This is a genomic window from Flavobacterium sp. RSP46 (assembly GCF_003984825.1).
GTDB lineage: Bacteria > Bacteroidota > Bacteroidia > Flavobacteriales > Flavobacteriaceae > Flavobacterium.
Map to the genome: position 1 here is coordinate 319,496 of NZ_RYDM01000003.1, position 23,517 is coordinate 343,012.

At 35.6% G+C, this 23,517-nt stretch carries 21 protein-coding genes and 1 pseudogene; 16 read left to right on the plus strand and 6 right to left on the minus strand.

The window, feature by feature from the left end:
• Nucleotides 1–56: 56 nt before the first annotated feature.
• Entirely contained in the window at nucleotides 57–1,313 is a 1,257-nt protein-coding gene (locus EKM01_RS07705; protein ID WP_126455602.1) for an RsmB/NOP family class I SAM-dependent RNA methyltransferase, read from the plus strand.
• A 103-nt stretch (nucleotides 1,314–1,416) separates the two neighbouring features.
• Here the strand turns inward: EKM01_RS07705 and rho are convergent, their stop codons facing one another.
• Nucleotides 1,417–3,183, minus strand: a complete 1,767-nt coding sequence (gene rho, locus EKM01_RS07710; protein ID WP_126460613.1) for a transcription termination factor Rho — start codon at nucleotides 3,181–3,183, stop codon at nucleotides 1,417–1,419.
• Between the two features lie 181 nt (nucleotides 3,184–3,364).
• Between rho and EKM01_RS07715 the strand changes: the two genes are divergently transcribed.
• The 3 genes from EKM01_RS07715 (at nucleotide 3,365) to EKM01_RS07725 (ending at nucleotide 6,452) form a co-directional block, all read left to right on the plus strand.
• On the plus strand, nucleotides 3,365–3,778 hold the full coding sequence (locus tag EKM01_RS07715) for a DUF4293 domain-containing protein (protein WP_126460610.1): 414 nt from the start codon (nucleotides 3,365–3,367) through the stop codon (nucleotides 3,776–3,778).
• Nucleotides 3,779–3,919: 141 nt separating this feature from the next.
• Entirely contained in the window at nucleotides 3,920–4,582 is a 663-nt protein-coding gene (locus tag EKM01_RS07720; RefSeq protein WP_126460607.1) for a response regulator transcription factor, read from the plus strand.
• A gap of 142 nt (nucleotides 4,583–4,724) precedes the next feature.
• Entirely contained in the window at nucleotides 4,725–6,452 is a 1,728-nt protein-coding gene (locus EKM01_RS07725; RefSeq protein WP_126767662.1) for a tetratricopeptide repeat-containing sensor histidine kinase, read from the plus strand.
• Here EKM01_RS07725 and EKM01_RS07730 read toward each other — a convergent pair.
• On the minus strand, nucleotides 6,427–6,924 hold the full coding sequence (locus EKM01_RS07730) for a metallophosphoesterase (protein WP_126767665.1): 498 nt from the start codon (nucleotides 6,922–6,924) through the stop codon (nucleotides 6,427–6,429). The genes EKM01_RS07725 and EKM01_RS07730 overlap by 26 nt on opposite strands.
• Before the next feature lie 321 nt (nucleotides 6,925–7,245).
• Here EKM01_RS07730 and truA point away from each other — a divergent pair, with 321 nt between their 5' ends.
• The 6 genes and pseudogenes from truA to EKM01_RS14785 all read left to right on the plus strand — a co-directional run.
• Nucleotides 7,246–8,016: a tRNA pseudouridine(38-40) synthase TruA gene (gene truA, locus EKM01_RS07735; protein WP_126556229.1), complete on the plus strand. Its 771-nt coding sequence runs from the start codon at nucleotides 7,246–7,248 to the stop codon at nucleotides 8,014–8,016.
• Between the two features lie 85 nt (nucleotides 8,017–8,101).
• Nucleotides 8,102–9,856, plus strand: coding sequence for an ABC transporter ATP-binding protein (locus tag EKM01_RS07740; RefSeq protein ID WP_126556232.1), 1,755 nt, complete (start codon nucleotides 8,102–8,104; stop codon nucleotides 9,854–9,856).
• Between the two features lie 183 nt (nucleotides 9,857–10,039).
• Nucleotides 10,040–11,428 (plus strand): dihydrolipoyl dehydrogenase, encoded by a 1,389-nt coding sequence (gene lpdA / locus EKM01_RS07745; protein ID WP_126767667.1) that lies wholly within the window; start codon nucleotides 10,040–10,042, stop codon nucleotides 11,426–11,428.
• A gap of 222 nt (nucleotides 11,429–11,650) precedes the next feature.
• Nucleotides 11,651–12,487, plus strand: coding sequence for a serine O-acetyltransferase (locus tag EKM01_RS07750; RefSeq protein ID WP_126576847.1), 837 nt, complete (start codon nucleotides 11,651–11,653; stop codon nucleotides 12,485–12,487).
• Between the two features lie 5 nt (nucleotides 12,488–12,492).
• On the plus strand, nucleotides 12,493–13,407 hold the full coding sequence (gene cysK, locus EKM01_RS07755; RefSeq protein WP_126767670.1) for a cysteine synthase A: 915 nt from the start codon (nucleotides 12,493–12,495) through the stop codon (nucleotides 13,405–13,407).
• 444 nt (nucleotides 13,408–13,851) lie between these two features.
• Nucleotides 13,852–14,019: pseudogene (locus tag EKM01_RS14785) on the plus strand (helix-turn-helix domain-containing protein); the annotation flags it as partial.
• Between the two features lie 79 nt (nucleotides 14,020–14,098).
• Here EKM01_RS14785 and EKM01_RS07765 read toward each other — a convergent pair.
• The gene (locus tag EKM01_RS07765) at nucleotides 14,099–15,139 is read right to left on the minus strand and encodes an RluA family pseudouridine synthase (RefSeq protein ID WP_126554455.1); all 1,041 of its coding nucleotides are present in this window, start codon (nucleotides 15,137–15,139) and stop codon (nucleotides 14,099–14,101) included.
• Nucleotides 15,129–15,749 (minus strand): PASTA domain-containing protein, encoded by a 621-nt coding sequence (locus EKM01_RS07770; RefSeq protein WP_126460585.1) that lies wholly within the window; start codon nucleotides 15,747–15,749, stop codon nucleotides 15,129–15,131. The genes EKM01_RS07765 and EKM01_RS07770 overlap by 11 nt, the downstream gene beginning before the upstream one ends.
• Before the next feature lie 119 nt (nucleotides 15,750–15,868).
• On the opposite strand from EKM01_RS07770, the gene EKM01_RS07775 reads away from it, so the two are divergent.
• From EKM01_RS07775 to EKM01_RS07785, 3 genes are all read left to right on the plus strand, one after another.
• A complete protein-coding gene (locus tag EKM01_RS07775; RefSeq protein WP_126561717.1) occupies nucleotides 15,869–16,837 on the plus strand; it encodes a D-alanine--D-alanine ligase in 969 nt (322 codons plus the stop codon).
• 107 nt (nucleotides 16,838–16,944) lie between these two features.
• Nucleotides 16,945–17,400: a pantetheine-phosphate adenylyltransferase gene (gene coaD / locus EKM01_RS07780; protein WP_126554451.1), complete on the plus strand. Its 456-nt coding sequence runs from the start codon at nucleotides 16,945–16,947 to the stop codon at nucleotides 17,398–17,400.
• A 146-nt stretch (nucleotides 17,401–17,546) separates the two neighbouring features.
• Nucleotides 17,547–18,125, plus strand: coding sequence for an alkylphosphonate utilization protein (locus EKM01_RS07785; protein ID WP_126460579.1), 579 nt, complete (start codon nucleotides 17,547–17,549; stop codon nucleotides 18,123–18,125).
• A gap of 219 nt (nucleotides 18,126–18,344) precedes the next feature.
• On the opposite strand, the gene EKM01_RS07790 is transcribed toward EKM01_RS07785, so the two are convergent.
• On the minus strand, nucleotides 18,345–19,691 hold the full coding sequence (locus EKM01_RS07790; RefSeq protein ID WP_126460577.1) for a DEAD/DEAH box helicase: 1,347 nt from the start codon (nucleotides 19,689–19,691) through the stop codon (nucleotides 18,345–18,347).
• Between the two features lie 150 nt (nucleotides 19,692–19,841).
• Here EKM01_RS07790 and EKM01_RS07795 point away from each other — a divergent pair, with 150 nt between their 5' ends.
• The gene (locus tag EKM01_RS07795) at nucleotides 19,842–21,572 is read left to right on the plus strand and encodes a M14 family metallopeptidase (protein ID WP_126767673.1); all 1,731 of its coding nucleotides are present in this window, start codon (nucleotides 19,842–19,844) and stop codon (nucleotides 21,570–21,572) included.
• Nucleotides 21,573–21,727: 155 nt separating this feature from the next.
• On the opposite strand, the gene EKM01_RS07800 is transcribed toward EKM01_RS07795, so the two are convergent.
• Nucleotides 21,728–22,330 (minus strand): NUDIX hydrolase, encoded by a 603-nt coding sequence (locus EKM01_RS07800; RefSeq protein WP_126460572.1) that lies wholly within the window; start codon nucleotides 22,328–22,330, stop codon nucleotides 21,728–21,730.
• A gap of 7 nt (nucleotides 22,331–22,337) precedes the next feature.
• Here EKM01_RS07800 and pyrE point away from each other — a divergent pair, with 7 nt between their 5' ends.
• Both pyrE and EKM01_RS07810 read left to right on the plus strand, forming a co-directional pair.
• The gene (gene pyrE / locus EKM01_RS07805) at nucleotides 22,338–22,979 is read left to right on the plus strand and encodes an orotate phosphoribosyltransferase (protein ID WP_126460569.1); all 642 of its coding nucleotides are present in this window, start codon (nucleotides 22,338–22,340) and stop codon (nucleotides 22,977–22,979) included.
• A 33-nt stretch (nucleotides 22,980–23,012) separates the two neighbouring features.
• Entirely contained in the window at nucleotides 23,013–23,405 is a 393-nt protein-coding gene (locus EKM01_RS07810) for an SRPBCC family protein (RefSeq protein ID WP_126767676.1), read from the plus strand.
• Nucleotides 23,406–23,517: the final 112 nt, after the last annotated feature.

Sequence of the window (23,517 nt, forward strand, 5' to 3'; positions counted from 1 at the left end):
ATTTAAAATATAACATTCAATCAATTAATAGTACCTTTGCACCTCAATTATTTAAAATGAGATTACACAGAAATTTAGTTTACACAACAATAGACGCTTTGAACGCCATTTTTAACGAAGGAGAATATGCGGATAAAGTAGTTGCCCGATCTTTAAAAAAAGACAAACGTTGGGGAAGTTCTGATAGAAAGTTTGTTGCCGAAACCATCTACGAAATTGTGCGTTGGAAAAGATTATACGCAGAAATAGCCGAAGTAAAAGAGCCCTTTGACAGAGACAATCTTTGGAGAATGTTTTCTGTTTGGGCTGTATTAAGAGGTTATCCTATTCCGGATTGGCGACAGCTGGAAGGCACTCCAGAACGAAAAATAAAAGGACGTTTTGACGAACTTTCAAAAGTGAGAGCTTTAAAAGAATCTATTCCGGACTGGATGGACGAATTAGGAGTTAAGGAACTAGGCGAAAAAGTTTGGGCAACTGAAATTACAGCTCAAAACCAGCCTGCTAAAGTAATCTTAAGGGTAAATACGCTAAAGACAACCAGAGAAGCGCTGCGTGCTATTTTGATGGATTTAAACATTGAAACAGAAACGTTAAAAAATCAACCAGATGCTTTGGTTTTAAAAGAAAGAGCCAATGTTTTCTTGACTGATGCTTTCAAACAAGGTTTCTTTGAAGTTCAGGATGCCAACTCCCAATTAGTGGCTGCTTTTCTTGATGTAAAACCAGGAATGCGTATTGTGGATACCTGCGCAGGTGCTGGTGGGAAAACGTTGCACATTGCTTCTTTGATGGAAAATAAAGGACAATTAATTGCTATGGATTTGTATGAAAGCAAATTAAAGCAATTAAAAATCAGAGCCAAAAGAGACGGCGCTTTCAATATTGAATACCGAATTATTGACTCTACAAAAATCATCAAAAAATTACACGAAAAAGCAGACCGTGTTTTGATTGACGCACCCTGTAGTGGTTTAGGCGTTCTGAAAAGAAATCCGGACGCTAAATGGAAATTGAAACCGGAATTCATCGACAACATCCGTAAGGTACAATCGGAAGTTTTAGAAAGCTATTCTAAAATTGTAAAACCCGGCGGAAAATTAGTGTATGCTACTTGTTCTATACTACCCTCCGAAAATCAAGATCAAATTGCTCGTTTCCTGACAACTGACATTGGAAAACAATTCAATTTTATTAAAGACCAAAAAATATTGGCTTCAGAGTCAGGTTTTGATGGATTTTATATGGCTTTATTAGAACGTAAAGAAAGCTCAGAACAGAAAGAAAAAAGAGTACAAAAAGAAATAATATAGTATCTAGATTTAAGATTCTAGAATTCAAAAAAAAATCCTCGAATAAATCGAGGATTTTTTTATGTGTTATCTGTTTTGTTTATTCTATTCTCTTTTAATATCCCTAATCATTCATTGAGATTAAAAACTCTTCATTATTCTTGGTTTTCTTGAAACGATCATTGATGAAATCCATCGCCTCTACTGGGTTCATATCCGAAAGGTATTTTCTCATGATCCACATTCTTTGCAATGTTTTTTGATCTAATAACATATCGTCACGTCTGGTACTAGAAGAAGTCAAATCGATAGCTGGGAAAATACGTTTATTAGCAATTTTTCTATCTAATTGCAATTCCATATTACCAGTACCTTTAAATTCTTCAAAAATAACTTCGTCCATTTTCGAGCCGGTTTCAGTCAATGCAGTAGCAATGATACTCAACGAACCCCCATTTTCTACATTACGGGCAGCTCCAAAGAAACGTTTTGGTTTTTGCAATGCATTTGCATCCACACCACCACTTAACACCTTACCTGAAGCAGGCTGAACCGTATTATACGCTCTGGCCAAACGTGTAATGGAATCCAATAGAATCACTACATCGTGACCACATTCAACCAATCTTTTTGCTTTCTCAAGAACGATATTCGCAATTTTAACATGCTCTTGTGGTTCTCTGTCAAAAGTAGAAGCAATTACTTCACCACGCACACTACGTTGCATATCCGTAACCTCTTCCGGGCGTTCATCGATCAATAAAACAATCAAATATACTTCAGGATGATTGGCCGCAATAGCATTGGCAATTTCCTTCAACAACATGGTTTTACCTGTTTTTGGCTGCGCCACAATCATTCCGCGTTGTCCTTTTCCTATTGGTGAAAACAAATCGATAATTCGTGTTGAAATCGTACTTTGTTTTTCTGCCAATTTGAATTTTTCTGATGGAAAAACAGGCGTTAAATGTTCGAATGAAACTCTGTCGCGAACCACTTGAGGATCGTGTCCATTTATTTTTAAAACCCGAACTAATGGAAAAAATTTCTCTCCTTCTTTTGGTGGGCGAACTACACCTTTTACAGTATCTCCGGTTTTAAGACCGAACAATCTGATTTGAGAAGTCGACAAATAAATATCATCCGGCGACGCTAAATAGTTGTAATCCGAAGAACGCAAGAAACCATAGCCGTCCGGCATCATTTCCAGCACACCTTCGCTTTCTATAATTCCATCAAATTCAAAATCAGAAGCAGCAAAATTATTTTTTTTGTTTTTGAAGTTTGGATTTTGATTCCCATTTCCATTTTGACTTGGATTAGGATTTTGTTTGTGTAATTGGTTTGGATTTATTTTTTTAACCGGAGCTGAAACTTCTTCCTTCTCTTGTGTAGTTATATCTACAACTGTATCAGTCTCTTTTGCTGTTTCTTTTCCTTCTTCCTTATCCTTTTTTAAAGCAATTTTTTTCTCGTACGCTGACTTATTAAACTTAATCACCTTTCCTATTTTTTTAGCTCCGGATTCAAGTTCCTGAACAGAAGAGGAATCGTCGTCTTTGTCAACTGGCAATATTTCAACAGAATGGTCTTCAACGGAAACAGAAGATGCTGTCAAATTTTCTTCGGTTTCAAAAAATGAATTTTTCATCGTTTTTTGAATAGCAACTTTTTTTACAGGCAGTATTCTGGTTCTTTTTGGTTTATCCTCTTCCAGATTACTATTGGTTTTTGTCTCTAATGTTAAATCAACGTTAGCCTCTTGATGCGCTAAAATCTGACTGATTAAAGTCTCTTTTTTTACACCGTTAAATTTTATGGTTTTAGCTGATTTAGCTATTTCTTGAAGCTCAGAAAGCTTCATTTCTTTTAATGCAGAAATATTAAACATGAATGTTCTAGGAGTTTAATTAATTTTGAAAATAATGTAAAAGATAGGTAGTAAACATTAAAATGAATCAACCGCAGTATGAAGTGCTTACGGTATTATGATGCAATATTACGAATAAAATTTAATGATACAATAGTATTTATAAAAAAGAAAATATATTTTTGTGGTAGATATTTAACAAATGATACAAAGAATTCAAACCATTTATTTACTACTCGTATTTGTAGTAACAGGTATTTTACTGTTTTTTATTCCATTATGGACAATGGATACCGGTAAGGCATTTTATTTTATGCAAAGTCAAGTGTATACTATACTATTGGGATTGAGTACTACGTTGACTTTATTTAGTATTGTTTCCTATAAAAAAAGACAAAATCAGTTTGTTATTGGCAGATTGAATATCATATTAAATTTGATTTTATTAGGATTGTTTGTATATCGTTCACTAAATCTATCTGGAGAAACACCTGCTGTTTCGGAGAAAGGTATTGGGATGTTTCTTCCTGTAGCTGCTATCGTATTATTGGTTTTGGCCAATAAAGCAATCAAAAAGGATGAGGATCTTGTAAAATCTGTGGACAGATTGAGGTAAACCTATAAATTTTAGTTTATTAGTGCGAAGGAAACCCGAATGTAACAATTCGGGTTTTTTTATATCTGCAATGCAATAAAAACCTTATAATTTAAAATTTAGCTGAATATTTTTTATAAATTTGGATCTGATAATTACAACATGGCAGAAAAAATACGGATTCATCTTGCTGATGACCATCAAATTCTTATTGATGGAATTAGAACTTTATTACACACAATCCCTACATTTGAAGTAGTGGGATATTCCTTAAACGGCACTAATATTTATGAGGAAGTCACTAATAATAAAGCGGACATTCTTATTTTAGACATTAACATGCCGGAAAAAGACGGCATTGAGGTCCTCAAAGAATTTGCTAAAAAAGGATTTCCATGTAAGATTATCATTTTGTCCAGTTATGATGACTTACGAATAATAAAAGAGGTCATGAAGTTAGGCTGCAGCAGTTACTTAACTAAGAAATGTGCCGGAGAAAATATAGTTGAAGCCATTCTAGCGGTTACTAATGGTGAAGAATATTTTAGTAAATCTGTTAGAGAAAAAATATTCAGTACCGTAACTAAAGACAATCCAAAACTAAACAAACAAGTCCCAAGTCCAAATTCACTTTTAACCGAAAGAGAACTGGAAATCATAATCCTGATTTCATTAGAATATAGCGGCAAAGAAATCAGTGATCAATTATTTATTAGTGTTAATACCGTAGAGACCCATCGCAAAAACATAATGAAAAAACTCAGCGCAAAAAACTCTATAAGCCTAGTGAAATATGCCCTTAAAAATAAATTAATCAAATCCTGAATGAATTTAGATGAAACTTAAATGCTGTTTTTTTAATTAAAAAAAAGAAAACCAACCAATTTAATCCTGATTTAAAGTCAGTTTATTTTGAAAAATAAGGCGGATTTAAAAAACCAGAAATAACCAATCTATTCAATTATTTATGTCTCAGAAACAAATTGCTATAGTCTTAGTTTTACTATTGAACCTCACTGGTAGTTTTGTTTGTGCTCAAAAGAAAGAAACTCCAAAAAAGGAAGCTCTAACATTAGCAAAAGAAGCTAATCAGCATATGAAAGCTGGTAATTACGAGAAGTCCTTAATACAATCGAGACTTGCTTTGAGCCAAGCAATCAAAATCAAGGACAACAACCTGATAGCAAGAGCTTATAATACCATTGCTGCTAATTTTGATCAATTATCGGAATCTGACAAAGCTTTTTTCTACTACAACAAAGGACTGGAATACGCTAATAAAACTAATAATGATGTTTTAAAAAATTGGTTAAACAATAATTTAGGAAATATCTATTGCTTTGATAAAAAACAATATGAAAAAGGAATTTATTATTATAAAAAATCACTGCATTACAGCACTAAAACAAAAGATTCAGCACAAATTATATTTACAAAACTCAATTTGACGTGGGCCTATTTCGACAATGATCGCTATCAAGAAGGGCTTCCCTATTTAAACTACATCAACAAACACCACAAAAAACATGGAGACGAGTCTACAATTGTAGCTTTAAATATGCTCAACGGCATGTATCATAGCCATACAAACAACACTAAAAAAGCCCATTATTTTTTCCAAAAAGCAATTGAAAAAGGAATTAAAGGAACTGAAAAATCTGATTTATCATATTCCCACCTAGAGTTTTCTAAATTTTTATTGAAAAACAATGATTATAAAAATGCCTATAAAAATTTAATCCGATATAATACAATTACTGAGGAACTAAACGACCAAGAAAAACACAATAAAGCGAATGTTGCTGGCATAAACCTTGAAATTGATGAGTACAAAAGAGAAATCGACAAGATCGAAACAGAATATAAAACAAAACAACTTTTTTTACTGCAAGAACAATCCAGAAATAAAAAAATTGTGATTGTACTAATTGCTGTTCTACTGCTATTTTTCATCCTTTTTTACTTCTATTCTCAAAACACACAACTAAAACAAAAAAACAAACTAAAGGACTTACAAAGCAAAGTTCAGGAAAACATGATCAACGCATCCATTAACGGACAAGAATTAGAACGAAAAAAAATTGCGGCATTTTTGCATGATAACATTAGTGCTTTACTTTCATCAGCAGGACTACATCTTCATGCGTATACCTCTAAAAATCAATATTCAGCACAAGAAATCATAAAAACTAAGGCTATTCTTGAAGAAGCACACGATCAAGTACGGGATTTATCCCACGAACTGATGCCTTCGCTTTTAGCCCGTTTTGGATTATTTGATGCATTAGACGATTTGTGTGAAAAAAACTCCAATTCCATTCTGTACTTTGAATACGCAAGTTCCGTAGATCGAAAAACCCGTTATGATGAAGATTTCGAAATTAAAATTTATTTCATAATTATGGAACTCCTCAACAATACCATAAAACATAGTCAGGCAACACGTTCAGAATTAAGCATTCACGAAGATAATGATTTTCTGAATGTCAATGTTATGGATAATGGCCAAGGTTTTGATTCTAGTAAATTTCATATCCTTGAAGGTTTTGGCATCAACCAAATCAAAGCCCGAATCAATAATCTGAAAGGAACTATTGTCATAAACTCCAAAATAGGTTTCGGTACAACCATAAAAATAATAGTACCCATCACCTATCAAAAAAAAATAATCAGACCCGTTTTTCAATCTCAATAATTTCCAAATCTTTGATTTTGTCTCCTTCAATCACAAAACGCAACATCGTTCGCACCTGATGAAAACCACTTTTTCCTGCCGCACCAGGATTCATGTGTAATAAATTATGTTTTTTATCGAATATGACTTTTAGAATGTGCGAATGTCCACAAATAAATAATTTTGGCGGATTGGATTCCAACTCCGCTTTAATATTGGGATTGTATTTCCCCGGATAACCACCAATATGCGTAATCCAAACATCAACGCCTTCACACATAAAACGGTTGTGTAACGGAAATTCCAGTCGCGCCGTTGCATCATCAATATTTCCATACACGCAGCGCAACGGTTTCAGCTTTTGTATCGCATCAGTCACGGCCAAATCGCCTATATCACCCGCATGCCAAACTTCGTCAGCCAATGCAACATATTTCAAAATGGCATCATCAATATGACTGTGCGTGTCAGAAAGCAAAAGTATTTTTTTCATATTTATAGTGTCATTACGAGGTACGAAGTAATCTGAAGCAATTTGCTTCGCCAGTTCGCTTCGCTCGTGTCCAGCTATCCGTTTCAATCTTTATTGTTTTTAAAGAAAAAACAATAAAGGATTTCCACTACAAATATTTACATTCACTGAACTCCTATGAAAATAAAAGTTTAGTGAAGTAATCTGGGCTACGATTTTGTGGTAAAAATATACATTCGAATTCCAAATAAAAAATCAAATCGAAACTTAACAAACTTTGCACCTTGGCAACTTCGTGGCAAAAAAATTAATAAGTATCTTTGTGGCTTCAAAAAAATTCACTTGAGATATTTTATCAAATTAGCATACAGCGGAACCCATTATCACGGCTGGCAATACCAACCCAATGCTGCCTCTGTTCAGGAAACGATGAACAAAGCGTTTTCGGTGCTATTGAACACAACCGTCAATCTTATGGGCGCCGGTAGAACGGATACCGGGGTTCACGCCAAAGAAATGTATGCCCATTTTGATTTTGAAACACCAATTGATATTCCAAGTTTACTGCACAAACTCAACTCCTACTTGCCCAAAGACATTGTTATTTATGACATTATACCGGTTCACGATGAAGCGCACACTCGTTTTGATGCCACTAAAAGGACCTATGAATATCACATCAATACATTCAAAGATGTTTTTTTGCAAGAACAAAGTTGGTATTTCCATCAAAAATTAGATATTGATTTGATGAATGAAGCGGCGCAACTATTATTCAATCACACTGATTTTCAATGTTTTTCAAAAGTCAACACAGATGTAAATACCTTTGACTGCACTATTTTTGAAGCATATTGGACTCGAGGCACAGCTGAACAGGGCGCAGACAAACAAGAAAACGGCAATTTGATTTTTACCATTTCTGCCAACCGTTTTTTACGCAATATGGTTCGTTCCATTGTGGGAACATTAGTAAATATAGGATTACACAAGAGTACACTGGCTGATTTTACTGCCATCATAGAAAGTAAAAACCGAGATAAAGCTGGTTTTTCGGTTCCGGCACATGGTTTGTATTTAACCAAAATAGATTACGATTACATTACACAATAGCCCTGATAGTAGTGAAAATCCTTTTATGTTTTTCTTTAAAAACACAAAAGATTGCAACGAATAGCAGGAAACAGCTCCAAAAAACATGAAAGCAAAAGCATTTGATACTAGATTATTCAAACGAATATTAAAATTTACCAAACCCTATCAATGGCGTTTTAACGGAGTGATTATTTTTGCCGTTTCGCTATCAGTATTTGCGGCATTACGCCCGTATTTATTGAAACAAACTGTAGATGGTTACATTTCGACCCAAGACCAACAGGGATTATTATTGTATGTGATCCTGATGGGAATTGTACTATTGCTGGAGGTATTCTCGCAGTTTTACTTTGTGTATTGGGCAAACTGGCTCGGTCAAGATATTGTAAAAGACATTCGGACAAAACTGTTTCAACACATTTTGAGTTTCCGAATGAAATATTTTGATCACGTTCCCGTAGGACAGCTCGTGACACGCTCGGTTTCGGATATAGAATCCATTGCTCGTATTTTCAGTCAGGGTTTGTTTATGATTATCAGTGACTTGATGAAAATGTTCGTAGTACTGATTTTCATGTTTTACATGAACTGGAAACTGACTTGGATCGTAATTATTGCAATGCCCATTCTGGTTTATTTTACCCGAATTTTTCAGCGTAAAATGCAAGTCGCTTTTGAAGAAGTGCGAAATCAAATCGCTAACATGAACTCGTTTGTTCAGGAACGTGTGACAGGAATGAAGATTGTACAACTCTTTAATCGTGAAAAAATTGAATACAACAAATTCAAAAACATAAATGACAAGCACAAAAAAGCGTGGATAAAAACCATTCTGTATAACTCCATATTTTTTCCTATTGCAGATATCATTTCGTCCTTAACCCTTGGTTTTATTGTACTATATGGCGGCATCAAGATCTTGAACGGAGATAATTTTACCACTTTTGGGGATTTATTTTCCTATACAATGTTCATTGGAATGTTGTTTAACCCGTTGCGCCAAATTGCTGATAAGTTCAACGAGATGCAACTGGGAATGATTGCGGCAAACCGTGTTTTTGACATTTTAGACACCGAAGATCAAATTCAGGATACCGGAATTATTGAAGCTCCAATTTTTAAAGGAGATATCGAATTCAAGAATGTCCGTTTTGGATATATTCCGGATGAAGAAGTAATAAAAGGAATCGATCTGGAGGTAAGTGCCGGTCAAACGATTGCCATCGTAGGGTCTACAGGTGCCGGAAAATCTACGATCATAAACTTACTGAATCGTTTTTACGAAATCAATAGTGGCTCTATTTACATCGATAATCACAATATTGAGAATTACACTTTAGGTTCCTTACGTAAACAAATTGCAGTAGTATTGCAGGATGTTTTCCTTTTTGCCGATACTATTTTCAACAACATCACCTTGAATAATCCTGAAATTAATCGGGAACAGGTTTTGGCTGCAGCCAAAAATATTGGCGTCCATGAATTCATCATGAGCTTACCGGATAATTATGATTTTGACGTGAAGGAACGCGGCGTTATGCTTTCTTCCGGTCAGCGTCAATTAATTGCTTTCTTGAGAGCGTATGTGAGTAATCCAAGTATTTTGATTCTGGATGAAGCTACTTCATCGATTGACACCTACTCTGAAGAATTGATTCAGCGTGCTACAGAAACCATTACTAAAGGCAGAACTTCGATTGTGATTGCGCACCGTTTGGCCACGATTGTCAATGCTGATAAAATTGTGGTAATGGACAAAGGACTGATTGTAGAACAAGGAACGCATCAGGAATTAATCAACCGCGAAAGTGGGTATTACAAGAATTTGTATGATTCTCAGTTTTCGGTAGCAAATTAGTTTTTGCTGCAAAGGAATAGCAGTTACAAAAACAAAGATCGATTTACACTTTTGCAATTTGTTCAAAACAAAGATGTTTTCTTGAAAATTAGTTAGTTTGCTACTTTATTAGTTTGAAACTTTCTCAAAACAGAATAAATCCTTAAATTCGCCCAATCAATTAAATAAGAAAAACACATAAAAATGAAATACGATATTATAGTTTTAGGAAGTGGTCCAGGTGGTTATGTTACAGCTATTAGAGCATCACAATTAGGCTTTAAAGTAGCCGTAATCGAAAAAGAAAATTTAGGTGGTGTGTGCTTGAATTGGGGCTGTATCCCGACGAAAGCGTTGCTGAAATCAGCTCAGGTTTTTGATTATCTAAAACACGCTTCTGATTACGGATTGACTATTTCATCATTTGATAAAGACTTCCCTGCTGTTGTACAACGCAGTCGCAGCGTAGCTGACGGAATGAGCAAAGGGGTTAAATTCTTGATGAAAAAAAATAAAATCGATGTGATTGATGGCTTTGGAAAACTAAAACCAGGAAAAAAAATTGATGTTACGGACAAAGACAATAAAATTACCGAATACAGTGCAGATCATATCATTATCGCTACTGGAGCACGTTCTCGTGAATTGCCAAACTTGCCTCAAGATGGTATAAAAGTAATAGGATATCGTCAAGCAATGACATTACCAACACAACCAAAATCAATGATTATCGTTGGTTCTGGAGCAATTGGAGTAGAGTTTGCACATTTCTACAACTCTATGGGAACCGAGGTAACTATTGTAGAATTTATGCCTAATGTAGTTCCTGTTGAAGACGAAGACATTTCGAAACAAATGGAGCGTTCTATGAAAAAAGCAGGTGTCAAAATTATGACCAGCTCCTCTGTTGAGAAAATTGATACCACTGGAGCAGGTGTTAAAGCGTATGTAAAAACAGCAAAAGGAGAAGAAGTGTTAGAAGCTGAGATTTTACTTTCGGCTGTTGGAATCAAAACAAACATTGAAAACATAGGATTAGAAGAAGTAGGAATCGCTACTGACAAAGATAAAATTTTGGTAAATGCTTACAACCAAACTAACATTCCGGGTTATTACGCTATTGGTGATGTTACGCCAGGACAAGCACTAGCACATGTAGCTTCTGCCGAAGGAATCAATTGTGTGGAGAAAATTGCAGGATTACACGTGGAACCTATCGATTACGGAAACGTACCGGGCTGTACCTATGCCACTCCTGAAATTGCTTCTGTAGGTTTGACTGAAAAACAAGCTAAAGAAAAAGGATACGAATTAAAAATTGGTAAATTCCCATTTTCAGCTTCCGGAAAAGCAAAAGCTTCCGGTACACCAGATGGTTTTGTAAAAGTAATTTTTGATGCTAAATACGGAGAATGGTTAGGATGTCACATGATTGGAGCCGGAGTTACCGATATGATTGCTGAGGCAGTTGTAGCGCGTAAACTGGAAACTACAGGACACGAAATTTTAAAATCAATTCACCCACACCCAACCATGAGTGAAGCGGTTATGGAAGCGGTTGCTGATGCGTATGGTGAGGTAATACATTTATAGATTGTAAATTAACAATTTTTGATTTCAGATTTATTAATCCGATTTGTTCATACAAATCGGATTTTTTTTATGAAATCATTTCCAACACCAAACGCTTATTTTGTGGGAATTTAACATATTAACATTTATTTACAAAGCAGGGTTATGAATCTATTCAATTCTGCTTTATATTTGTATTTCGAGGATTTTTACTCGTTTAATTCTGATTTTATTCCATTATAAATGAATACTGAAACCAACCGTTTTTCGAATACACTGCATGAAAACCAAAATAAAAGTTGGGTAAGAGCCATAGATTCCTCTAAAATCATCAATTGGATTGATGATTTGTTCAAAATATTATTTCCGGAGAAAGCTTTAGAAACGATCCAAATTGAATTGCTTTTGGACCAAAACAAAGCCTGTTTTATTGCTATCCTATCGGAAATTGTAAAAGACAAAACGTCCAATGAAATTCTAGATGATGCCGAATCTTTTTATCGCGCGCTTCCAAAACTTTATGATTCGATGCAAAAAGATGCACAAGCTATTCTGGATACGGATCCCGCTGCTGATTGCATTCAGGAAATTATCAATTCCTATCCCGGTTTTTTTGCTATAGAAGTTTACCGTATTGCTAACGCTATTGCTTCTCGTACCTCGTGTCTGCTGCCGCGAATTCTAACCGAATATGCTCATAGCAAAACCGGAATCGACATTCACCCCAGTGCCACAATTGATGTTCCATTCATGATTGATCACGGTACCGGAATTGTCATTGGCGAGACTACAATCATAGGGAAACACGTAAGCATTTATCAAGGAGTCACTTTGGGAGCATTGCAAGTAGAGAAAAATATGCAGGAAAAAAAACGCCATCCTACCGTAGAAGATCATGTAATTATTTATGCAAATGCCACTATTTTGGGCGGCAGCACCATCATAGGAAACCACAGTATTGTAGGCGGAAACACGTTTATCACCAAGAGTATGAATCCGTATTCCTTTGTTATGCAATCCAATAAAAATACGGTTCTGAATCAGCAGGAAATAAAAGATATTAATTTTTTCTCTATATAAATATTATGAAATACAATAACATACTCGAAACAATAGGCAACACCCCACATGTAAGAATCAATCGTTTATATGGTGCCAATCACAATGTATGGATCAAATTAGAACGTGCCAATCCCGGTGCCAGTATCAAGGACAGGATCGCTCTTGCCATGATTGAAGATGCCGAAACCAAAGGATTATTAAAAGCCGGAGGTACTATCATTGAAGCCACTTCTGGAAATACAGGAATTGGACTCGCGATGGTTGCGGCCGTAAAAGGCTATAAATTAATATTAGTAATGCCTGAATCAATGTCCATAGAAAGACGCCGACTCATGAGCCTTTATGGTGCCGAATTTGTCTTGACGCCCCGTGAAAAAGGGATGAAAGGCGCGTTGGAAAAAGCACAGGAATTAGTTACCGAAATACCTAATGCCTGGTCACCACTTCAGTTTGAAAATCCCGCCAACATCGAAATTCATAAAACAGCCACCGCACAGGAAATTATAAAAGCATTCCCTGACGGTCTGGATTATTTGATCACAGGCGTAGGAACCGGAGGGCACATCACGGGTTGTGCCGAAATATTGAAAAAACATTTCCCAAACCTTAAAGTATATGCAGTTGAACCTGATGCTTCTCCCGTTATCAGCGGTGGCACCCCGGCTCCCCACCCTATTCAGGGAATTGGAGCAGGATTCATACCTACCAACTTGCGTACTGATTTACTGGACGGAACCATCCAAGTAAGCAAAGACGATGCATTTACCTATACCCAAAGAGCCGCAAAAGAAGAAGGCATGTTCATAGGAATATCCTCTGGAGCATCTCTGGCAGCGGTAGCAAAAAAACTACCAGAAATCCCAGAAAATGCTAAAATATTAACCTTTTGTTACGACACTGGCGAACATTATTTAAGCATCGAAGGCTTATTTGTATAAACAAAAATCTTCATTAAAATACAAACCGATTTGTGAAAACAAGTCGGTTTTTTTTAGGCTTTTCATTTTTATGGGCGTGTCTTTGTTGCAAAACTATTGTCCAAACAGATTGATCTTAAAATAATGTTTAGCATAATGCTCCTTTTGACTTTATGACGTTTAAACTTCCGACTTACTTAGTTGGCTTTTGGGATAAAGCAGACAATAAAAATACGTAAGTTTTTGCAAACCACGAATTTGTAAAAAACAGAAAAAGTTCCCAGAAACGAAATAGCAAGAGCTAGCAAAATATTTTGAAGATAGATCAAAAAAGATAATGCCCTGACAACTACAAAATAAAAGATAAATATATCAGAAAACATTAAACGGAAGAAAGAGAAAAACATAAATATCAACTTCGGACGGATATTTAGGACGGATGATTAAAATACCAGACAAAAACAAAACTTAATTCAAGAACAATTGGGAAAACTTATTAGTGTCTCAAAAGCAAAGATTTCTATACTTGAAAGCAATACCAATAGCCCGACGATTGAAACAATATTTAAAGTGTTTAGCGCCTTAAAAGCGAATATCAATTTTAATATGACAATTAAAAAAAAGAATTTGTAATTAACTTATACAATTACTCTAAGTCCAGACTTTCAGACTAGAAACAAAAAAAGCCCCAATCTCTGGGGCTTTTCCTGTTTTATTCCTCTTCCTCCGTACTATGCGACTTTGAATAGCCTCTCCATTTCTCGATGCAGTCCTGTAAATCCTGCGGAAGTTCCGTATCAAAACGCAGCATCTCACCGGTTGTAGGATGAACAAAACCCAATGTTTTAGCGTGCAAAGCCTGTCTTGGCAATGCTTTGAAACAGTTGTCAATAAACTGTTTGTATTTTGTAAACGTAGTACCTTTTAAAATCAAATGACCGCCATACCGCTCATCATTAAATAAAGGATGTCCTATGTGCTTCAAGTGTGCCCGAATTTGGTGCGTTCTCCCGGTTTCCAGTTGGCATGAAATTAAAGTAACATAACCAAAACGCTCCAACACTTTGTAATGCGTCACGGCTGGCTTCCCTATTTCCGGATCAGCAAAAACCGCCATCTGCATGCGGTCTTTAAGGTGACGTGCCAAGTTTCCTTCAATCGTTCCTTTTTCTTCGACTACATTTCCCCAAACCAAAGCCACATACTCTCTTTCGGAAGTTTTAGCTTCAAATTGCTTGGCAAGATGTGTCATAGCCGCTTCGGTTTTAGCAATCACTAATAAACCAGAAGTGTCTTTGTCAATTCGATGCACTAATCCGGGACGTTCGCTGCTGTTCATTGGCAAATTATCAAAATGATACGCCAAAGCATGTACTAAAGTTCCGGTGTAATTTCCATGACCGGGATGCACTACCATTCCTGGCAATTTGTTGATCAATAACAAAGTATCGTCTTCATACACAATATCAAGCGGAATATTCTCCGGAATAATATGGTTTTCATAAGGAGGATGCGTAAGCATCACCCGAACTACATCATGGGCTTTTACCTTGTAATTCGACTTTACGGTGGCATCGTTTACAAAAATATTGCCATCGGTCGCCGCAATTTGTATTTTATTGCGAGTTGCATTTTGAATCAAACTCATCAAATATTTATCAATCCGCAAAGACGTTTGTCCTTTAGGAACTTCAAATCTAAAATGTTCAAATAACTCGTCTTCTAAATCTATTGTATCACTATTATTGTTCATCAACTGGTATTTCTTCTATTGGTGTTGCCAGTGTATCTGCAGCACTGGTCTCTTCATAACTCATTTTTCCGTCTCCTAAAACCAAGTCGATTTTGGAGGATTTTAAGACTCTGTCCCCTGCTTTCAGGTTTCTGCCTTTGAAACGCATTTCCAGCACCATGTCTTTTCCAAGATTGGGAACGTAGGTAATTTCTCCTTCCTCAAGCCCTAAAGCTTTCAATGTAGGTACTGCTTCGCGATACGTTTTATTGACTAAATCCGGAATACGAACCGATGAAAATCCCGAAGTATTTATTTTAATATATATTTTTCGTCCTACTTTTACTTTCGTACCGGGCGTTGGATCTTGCTTAACTACACTAAATTGCGGAAAATCACTTCTATAATCTACGCTGTCTAAAAGTACATAATCTAAATCCAGCTCATTCAGTTTTTCCTCGACTTGTTCTTCTGTCAACTTACGCAAATCCGGCACGGTAATTTCATGTCCATGATCTGTTGTAAAAGTCAACCAATGCATAAATAAATAACCCAAAGCGACAATAATGGCAAGTGCAATTAGTATTTGAACAAAGAAAACACGGCTGGTAAGATACTTACGTAAACTCATAAATTTATTTTTATATCTGGCAAAGATAAAGCTATTTCGTTTCAAAAAAAATGATAATTTTGTTTAGAATTCGTTTAGTCGGTCAATCGATTAAACGTTTAACCGATTAAACGTATATAATGAAAAACATTGCCATCATCATGGGCGGATATTCCAGCGAGTATAAAATCTCTCTTATCAGCGGAAACGTCGTATATCAATTTCTAGACAAAACAAAATACAACGGATTCCGAATCCATATTTTCAAAGAAAAATGGGTTTATGTTGATGCTGATGATGCCGAATTCACTATCGATAAAAATGATTTTTCAGTAACTGTTGATGGTAATAAAATCACTTTTGACTGTGTGTTCAACGCCATCCATGGAACACCAGGCGAAGACGGATTAATGCAGGCCTATTTTGAATTATTGCATATTCCGCAAACTTCCTGCGATTATTACCAAGCAGCATTAACGTTCAACAAACGCGATTTATTATCAGTTTTAAAACCATACGGCATAAAAACAGCCACTTCCTATTACTTAAACAAAGGTGACCGTATCAATACGGACGAAATTGTAGCTAAAGTAGGTTTGCCCTGTTTTGTAAAACCCAACAAAGCCGGTTCTAGTTTTGGTATTTCCAAAGTAAAAACTGCTGCCGAATTGCCCATTGCAATAGAAGTTGCTTACAAAGAAGACAACGAAATTATCATAGAAAGCTTCTTGGATGGCACCGAAGTTTCTGTAGGAGTAATCAATTATAAAGGAAAAGTAACCGTATTACCAATAACTGAAATTGTTTCAGACAATGATTTCTTCGATTATGAAGCCAAATATTTGGGTAAATCACAGGAAATCACTCCAGCGAGAATCTCGGATGAAATGACTCAAAAAGTGAGTGAAATTGCTAAACGTGCATATGAAGTCCTGAAAATGAAAGGTTTTTCCCGAAGCGAATTTATATTGGTAAACGGAGAGCCACACATGTTGGAAATGAACACCATTCCGGGATTAACAACGGAAAGTTTGATTCCGCAACAAGCCAAAGCCGCCGGAATTTCATTGGAAGATTTGTTTACAAATGCGATAGAACTGGCTTTGTAATAAATCACTTAATTCTTAAATACTAAACAAACGTGTCATTTAAACAAAGGAATACATTCAAATAATGTCATTCCTCCGCTGTCAGAATGACAAAACAGAAAAAATAAATGAGAAAAGCAATATTTCCAGGTTCATTTGACCCCATCACTTTAGGACATGAAGACATCATCAAAAGAAGCATTTCCTTATTTGATGAAATCGTTATTGCCATTGGTATCAATGCCGAAAAAAAATATATGTTTTCCCTCGAAGAAAGAAAACAATTCATTGAGGAAACCTTCAAAAACGAACCAAAAGTTTCCGTGATTACCTATGAAGGTTTGACGATTGATCTGTGCCACAAAATAAACGCTAATTTTATCCTTCGCGGTTTGCGCAATCCTGCTGATTTCGAATTTGAAAAAGCAATTGCGCACACGAATCGTCGGTTATCAAAAATTGAAACTGTGTTTTTATTGACCGCTGCAAAAACGTCGTACATCAGCTCCAGTATTGTACGAGATGTAATTCGCAACAACGGGCAATATGAAATGCTGGTTCCCGATGCAGTCCGAGTAAAATAATTTTAAAGCGATTTTGTCAAGTCGAGCGCAGTCGATACTAATGGATAGGTCTCGACTGCGCTCGACTTGACAAATAAACAGTCCTAATATAACTTGTAAAACGAGGCAATAATCCGTAATTTTGCCAAAAATAAAAGCCGTTAAACATGAGTATAGAAAGAGAATTAAGCAAACGCAGCGGGTCAAAATGTGAACTTTGTGGCGCAACTGAGAACCTGAAAGTGTACCAGGTATTGCCTACCAAAAAAGGAGGGATTGAGGAAAACATCATGGCTTGTAGCACCTGTATTGACCAAATTGAAAATCCGGATACCGTAGATTTAAATCATTGGAGATGTCTAAATGATAGCATGTGGAGTGAACATACTGCCGTACAAGTTGTCGCGTGGAGAATGTTAAGCCGTTTGCGTGGTTCTGGATGGCCTCAAGAATTATTAGACCAAATGTATTTAGACGAAGATACTTTGGCTTGGGCACAAGCAACAGGTGAAGGCGAAGAAGAGGAGAACAAAGTCATTCACCGTGACAGCAACGGCGTGATTCTTGAAATTGGAGATTCAGTAGTTTTAATCAAAGATTTGAAAGTAAAAGGTTCAAGCATGGTAGCTAAACAAGGAACTGCAGTGCGTAACATCAGACTGGATCATGAAAATGCCGAATATATTGAGGGTAAAGTAGACGGCCAGACTATTGTCATTATTACACAATACGTTAAGAAAATATAATGGTCAGTTGACAGTTTTTAATGATCAGTACCTGAGTTGATAAAAAAATTCAGTGGTCAGAAATAAGTGTAATCAGAGACTTCATTAAAGCAAAAAATCGTTAACAGTAAATTTAATTTACCTTTAACGATTTTTTTATTGTCAATTATTTTACGGATAACTAACCCAGAAGCTTCAGGACTGAACACTGAACACTTTTCAAAACTGAACACTAAAAAACTACTCCTCTTCTTTCTTAATCACTTTTCGAGCGACTTCGATTTTGAATTTCTTGCCTTTCATTTTTTCGTCTTTGATGGCGTGAAGTAAATCTTTCACTTTATTGAATTTCACCGCTGCAAATGAGATAAAATCTTTCACTTCAATTAATCCTAAATCGTCTTTTTCTAATTTCCCTTTTTGGGAAAAGAAACCTACGATATCAATTTTATTCAATTTATTTTTCTTTCCACCACTGATGTAAATCGTTTGAAATTCAGGTGGTTTTGGCAATGAAGTGGAATTCTCCACTTTCAAAGCTTCCATTCCGTAATCGATGTAATCCATTTTTTTCTCACTTTCATGAGCAATAATATACGCCGTACCAGAAGCTAGCATACGTGCTGTACGTCCGTTTCTATGGGTAAATTCGTCTTCTTTAGATGGCAAATGATAATGAATAACATGATTCATTTCAGGGATATCGAGTCCACGAGCAGCCAAGTCAGTTGTGATTAGATAACTTACACTTCCGTTTCTAAACTGGATTAAGGCGCGTTCTCTTTCGTCCTGATCCATTCCGCCATGATAATACGTGGCATAAATTCCTTTTTCGTTCAACGTATCGCTGATGCGCTCTGCAGCATCACGATGATTACAAAAAACAATTGCCGATTGTGATTTCAACGAACAAATCAAGTTGAATAAACTTCCTATTTTATCTTTTTCTTTCGAAACGACCATTTTCATCGAAAGATTCGTTTCGGCCACGTTTTCTGGAATAAAGTCCAAAATAGTCGGGTTTACGACTCTTGTATATCGTGGAATTTCAATATCGGAAGTGGCCGAAACCAAAACGCGTTTGTTGAGTTTCGTTAATTTTCCAATTATAAAAGACATTTGTTCATGGAAACCCAATTGCAACGATTTATCAAACTCATCCAAAATCAAGGTTTGAATTTTATCTACTCGGAAAGTGCCTCTGTCGATATGATCCGCGATTCTTCCCGGAGTTCCTATTAAAACTGCTGGAGGATTACTTAAGTTTTTAATTTCGGTATCGATGGAGTGTCCGCCATAGCACACATTTACTTTATAATCGGTTCCCATTTTTTTCCAAACCTGCTCAATCTGCAATCCTAATTCGCGTGAAGGAACCAAAATTAAACATTGAACCGATTGAATTTCGGGTTGTAACATTTCTAAAATCGGCAACAAAAAAGCCAAAGTTTTTCCGGAACCTGTTGGCGAAAGTAATAAAATATTATTGTCATTCAAGATTGCATCTTGTGCTACTTCCTGCATTTTGTTCAGGCTTTCGATGCCTAAATTCGAAAGTATATTATTGGAATGGTGTTTCTTATTCATTTTTTTTATTTGGACAAAGGTAATTTTTAATTCTCAGTTATGAATTTTGTATTTTCATTCTTTTTCAATCGGGTATTTCCTTTTCTTACATTCATATCTACAGCTGTCTAAAAAAAGCTACATTTGATATTCCATTTAAAAAACCGAAAAATGAGACTTTTCACATTCCTTTTTTTACTATTCTCCATCAGTGCTTTTGCACAAAAAAACAATAAATACGATACTTTTTTCGAAAAAGGTAATGGAAATCAATCGGCATCTTACCAAGAAACAATTGCGTACTTCAAACTTCTGGCGGATGATTTCCCTACTATCGAAATGCGAAAAATGGGACAGACAGACAGCGGTGAGCCTTTGCACATGGTTATTTTTAATCCGGAACAGCAATTTGACTTTGGAACCATCCAAAAAAACAAAGCGGTAATTCTGCTTAATAACGGAATTCACGCAGGGGAACCTGACGGAATTGACGCTTCTATGCAACTGTTTAGAGATTTAGCTTTAGGCAAAATAAAAGTGCCAAAAAACACCATTATCGTTTGTATTCCGGTGTACAATATTGGCGGCGCTTTAAACAGAAACTCCACTTCAAGAGCCAATCAGGACGGACCTGAAATCTATGGCTTTCGTGGCAATGCCAGAAACTACGATTTGAATCGAGATTTTATCAAATCAGACACCCGTAACACGAAAAGCTTTGTAGAAATATTCCATAAAGTAAATGCAGATGTTTTTATTGACAATCACGTCAGCAATGGCGCGGATTACCAATACAAACTGACGTATATTATGACCCAACATAATAAACTAGGAACTATTTTAGGGAATTTTTTAAATACTGAAATGATGCCTGCTTTGGTCGAAGATTTACAAAAAAAGAATATCGAAACTACGCCTTATGTCAATGCTTTTCAGGACACACCAGACAAAGGTTTTGGTCAGTTTTTTGAGAGTCCACGATTTGCAACCGGTTATACTTCATTGTTCAACACCATTGGGTTTGTGGTGGAAACGCACATGCTAAAAAATTATGTGGATCGGGTGAAAGTAACTTACGAATACATGCGTTCCGCAATTGATTTTACAGATGCTAATTACAAAAAAATCAAACAACTGCGATTAAAAAATGAAGAGCAGTATAAACCACAACAATCGTACACGATAAAATGGGAAATTGACAGTACAAAAACGATTCCTTTTTCGTTTTTAGGCTATGAAGCCAGTTACAAAAAAAGCGACGTCACCTCCGGAAACCGTTTGTTTTATGACCAAACAAAACCGTACAAAAAAGATATTCCGTACAATAAGGAATTTAAATCGGTAAAAGAGATAATAATACCAGAAGCGTATATAATTCCGAGAGGATTTTGGCCTGTAATTGAATTATTAAAGAGCAATACGATCTCCTATCGCCAATTAAAAAAGGACACAATAATTGAAGTTGAAAGCTACAGGATTGCGGATTTCAAAACGGCAAGTTCCGCATACGAAGGTCATTATTTACACCGAAACACTTCGGTAACCGCTAAAATGGAGAAAGTGGCTTTCGCCAAAGGGGATTACGTTATTCCTACACAACAAAAGGGAATCAAATACCTATTGGAAACATTGGAACCAGAGGCCGTCGATTCTTTTTTCAATTGGAATTTTTTCGACACGATGCTACAACAAAAAGAAGGGTATTCCGATTATGTTTTTGAAGATTCTGCAACACAAATTTTGAAAGATAATCCAAAATTAAAAGCCGAATTTGATTTAAAAAAACAAAGTGACGTTACCTTTATCAATAATCCGGAAGCGCAACTGGACTGGATCTACAAACATTCCGTTTATTATGAAAAGGCACATTTACGCTATCCTGTGTATCGTGTTTTAAAATAAAAAAACGCTCGTTAAAATGTTTATTACACACAAATTTCACGAATTCCCACAGATTAATTCGTGGAAATTAGTGAAATTAGTGTTTAACTTACTATGCCAATTTAAAAATCAGTTCAAAACTGTTCAATCAGCTTATCTTTTGACAAAATGAAGTGCTATCTCAAGTGCTTTTCTTCTTCAAATAATAATTTTATATTTTCATAGGAATTTTTCAAAGCTTCCTTAATTTGCTCCGGATTCATCCATGCTACTTTATCAATTCCTTCTTCTAATTGTCCATGAGGTGTTCCTTCAAAATCAGATTGCATTTCGAACCAATGTGTAATTTTTAGTTTGTACTTGCCGTTACGTCTAAAAACATGATACGTTTTTTGAAGTTTATGGGAAATTGTCAAGCCATTTACTCCGGTTTCCTCCTCTACTTCTCGCATAGCAGTATCCCCAATTTCCTCTCCTTTTTCGATTCCTCCTTTGGGTAAATCCCATTTTCCGTTTCTAAAAATGAATAAGACTTCTCCTTTTTTATTGTACACCAAGCCACCTCCTGCTTTAGTAACCGGGATTTTTGCTTTCAAAGTCTTCATAATCAAGCTTTCATCCGGATGGTATAAATAGGCTTTATTAATTTTATTTTGAAAGATTTTTACTATAAGTTGCTCTATATCAATGCTTTCTAGCAAAAATAATTGAAAATCGGTCTCCTTGGAGATATGATTTGTTAAAAAAAGTGGTTTGTCGTTAACAAAAACTTTATACATTTGTACTATGATTTTTAATAAAGATACAGCCGAAAAAACAGCCGAATTTCTTTTGCAAATAAATGCAATTAAATTGAATCCAAGAAATCCTTTTACATGGGCTTCTGGATGGAAATCGCCTATTTATTGTGACAACCGATTAATCCTCTCATTTCCAGCGGTACGAAATTATGTCCGGGATGAATTTTCTAAGAATATTCAGAAACAATTTGGTAAACCAGATGTTATTGCCGGTGTAGCCACTGGAGCAATAGGAATTGGTATGCTGGTTGCTGAAAGTTTAGGAGTACCGTTTGTATATGTGCGTCCGGAACCTAAAAAACACGGGAGACTAAATCAAGTCGAAGGTTTTTTACAAAAAGGGCAAAATGTAATAGTGGTGGAAGATTTGATCAGTACCGGAAACAGTAGTTTACTTGCTGTGGAAGCGTTGCGCGAAGCAGGAGCCAATGTCAAGGGCATGGCCGCGATATTTACGTATGGTTTTGATGTAGCTGAAACTAATTTCAAGAGCGCACATGTTGATTTATACACTTTAAGCAATTATCAAAATTTATTGAATTTGGCTGTAGCCAAAAGATACATTACTGAAGAAGAAGAACAAACTTTAAGAGAATGGAATGTAAATCCGTCTACCTGGAACATTTAAGTTTAAAAAAATAAAAACAAAATCCTACAAAACATGAACTTAGAAAGTCCAAAAGTTACTGTACCCAAATCCGCTCAAGAATTATTTGGTTTATTAAGCGATGTAAAAAATTTTGAAAAACTAATGCCTGAAAACATTGCTAAATTTGAGGTTATTGGTGATGATGCATTTATTTTTGGATTAAAAGGCATGCCCGAAATCAAACTTAAAATGAAAGAAAAAGTAGCGCCTGTAAAAATTGTTTTGGGAGCTGCAAGTGACAAACTTCCATTTACTCTTATAGCAAATATTGAGACTATAACAGAGCAATCCAGTGCTGTAAAACTTGATTTTGAAGGAGAATTTAACCCTATGATGGCCATGATGATAAAAGGACCAATTGGAAAATTTATAGAAACTTTAGCAGCCAATATGAATAAATTGTAAAAACTGTTTAAGTAGTAACAATATAATAATATTTTAAGTACATGACAAAAAGCTAATCAGATTGTTCTATAATAAATATTTTTGTTATGTACTAAAAAACAATTGTTTAAAA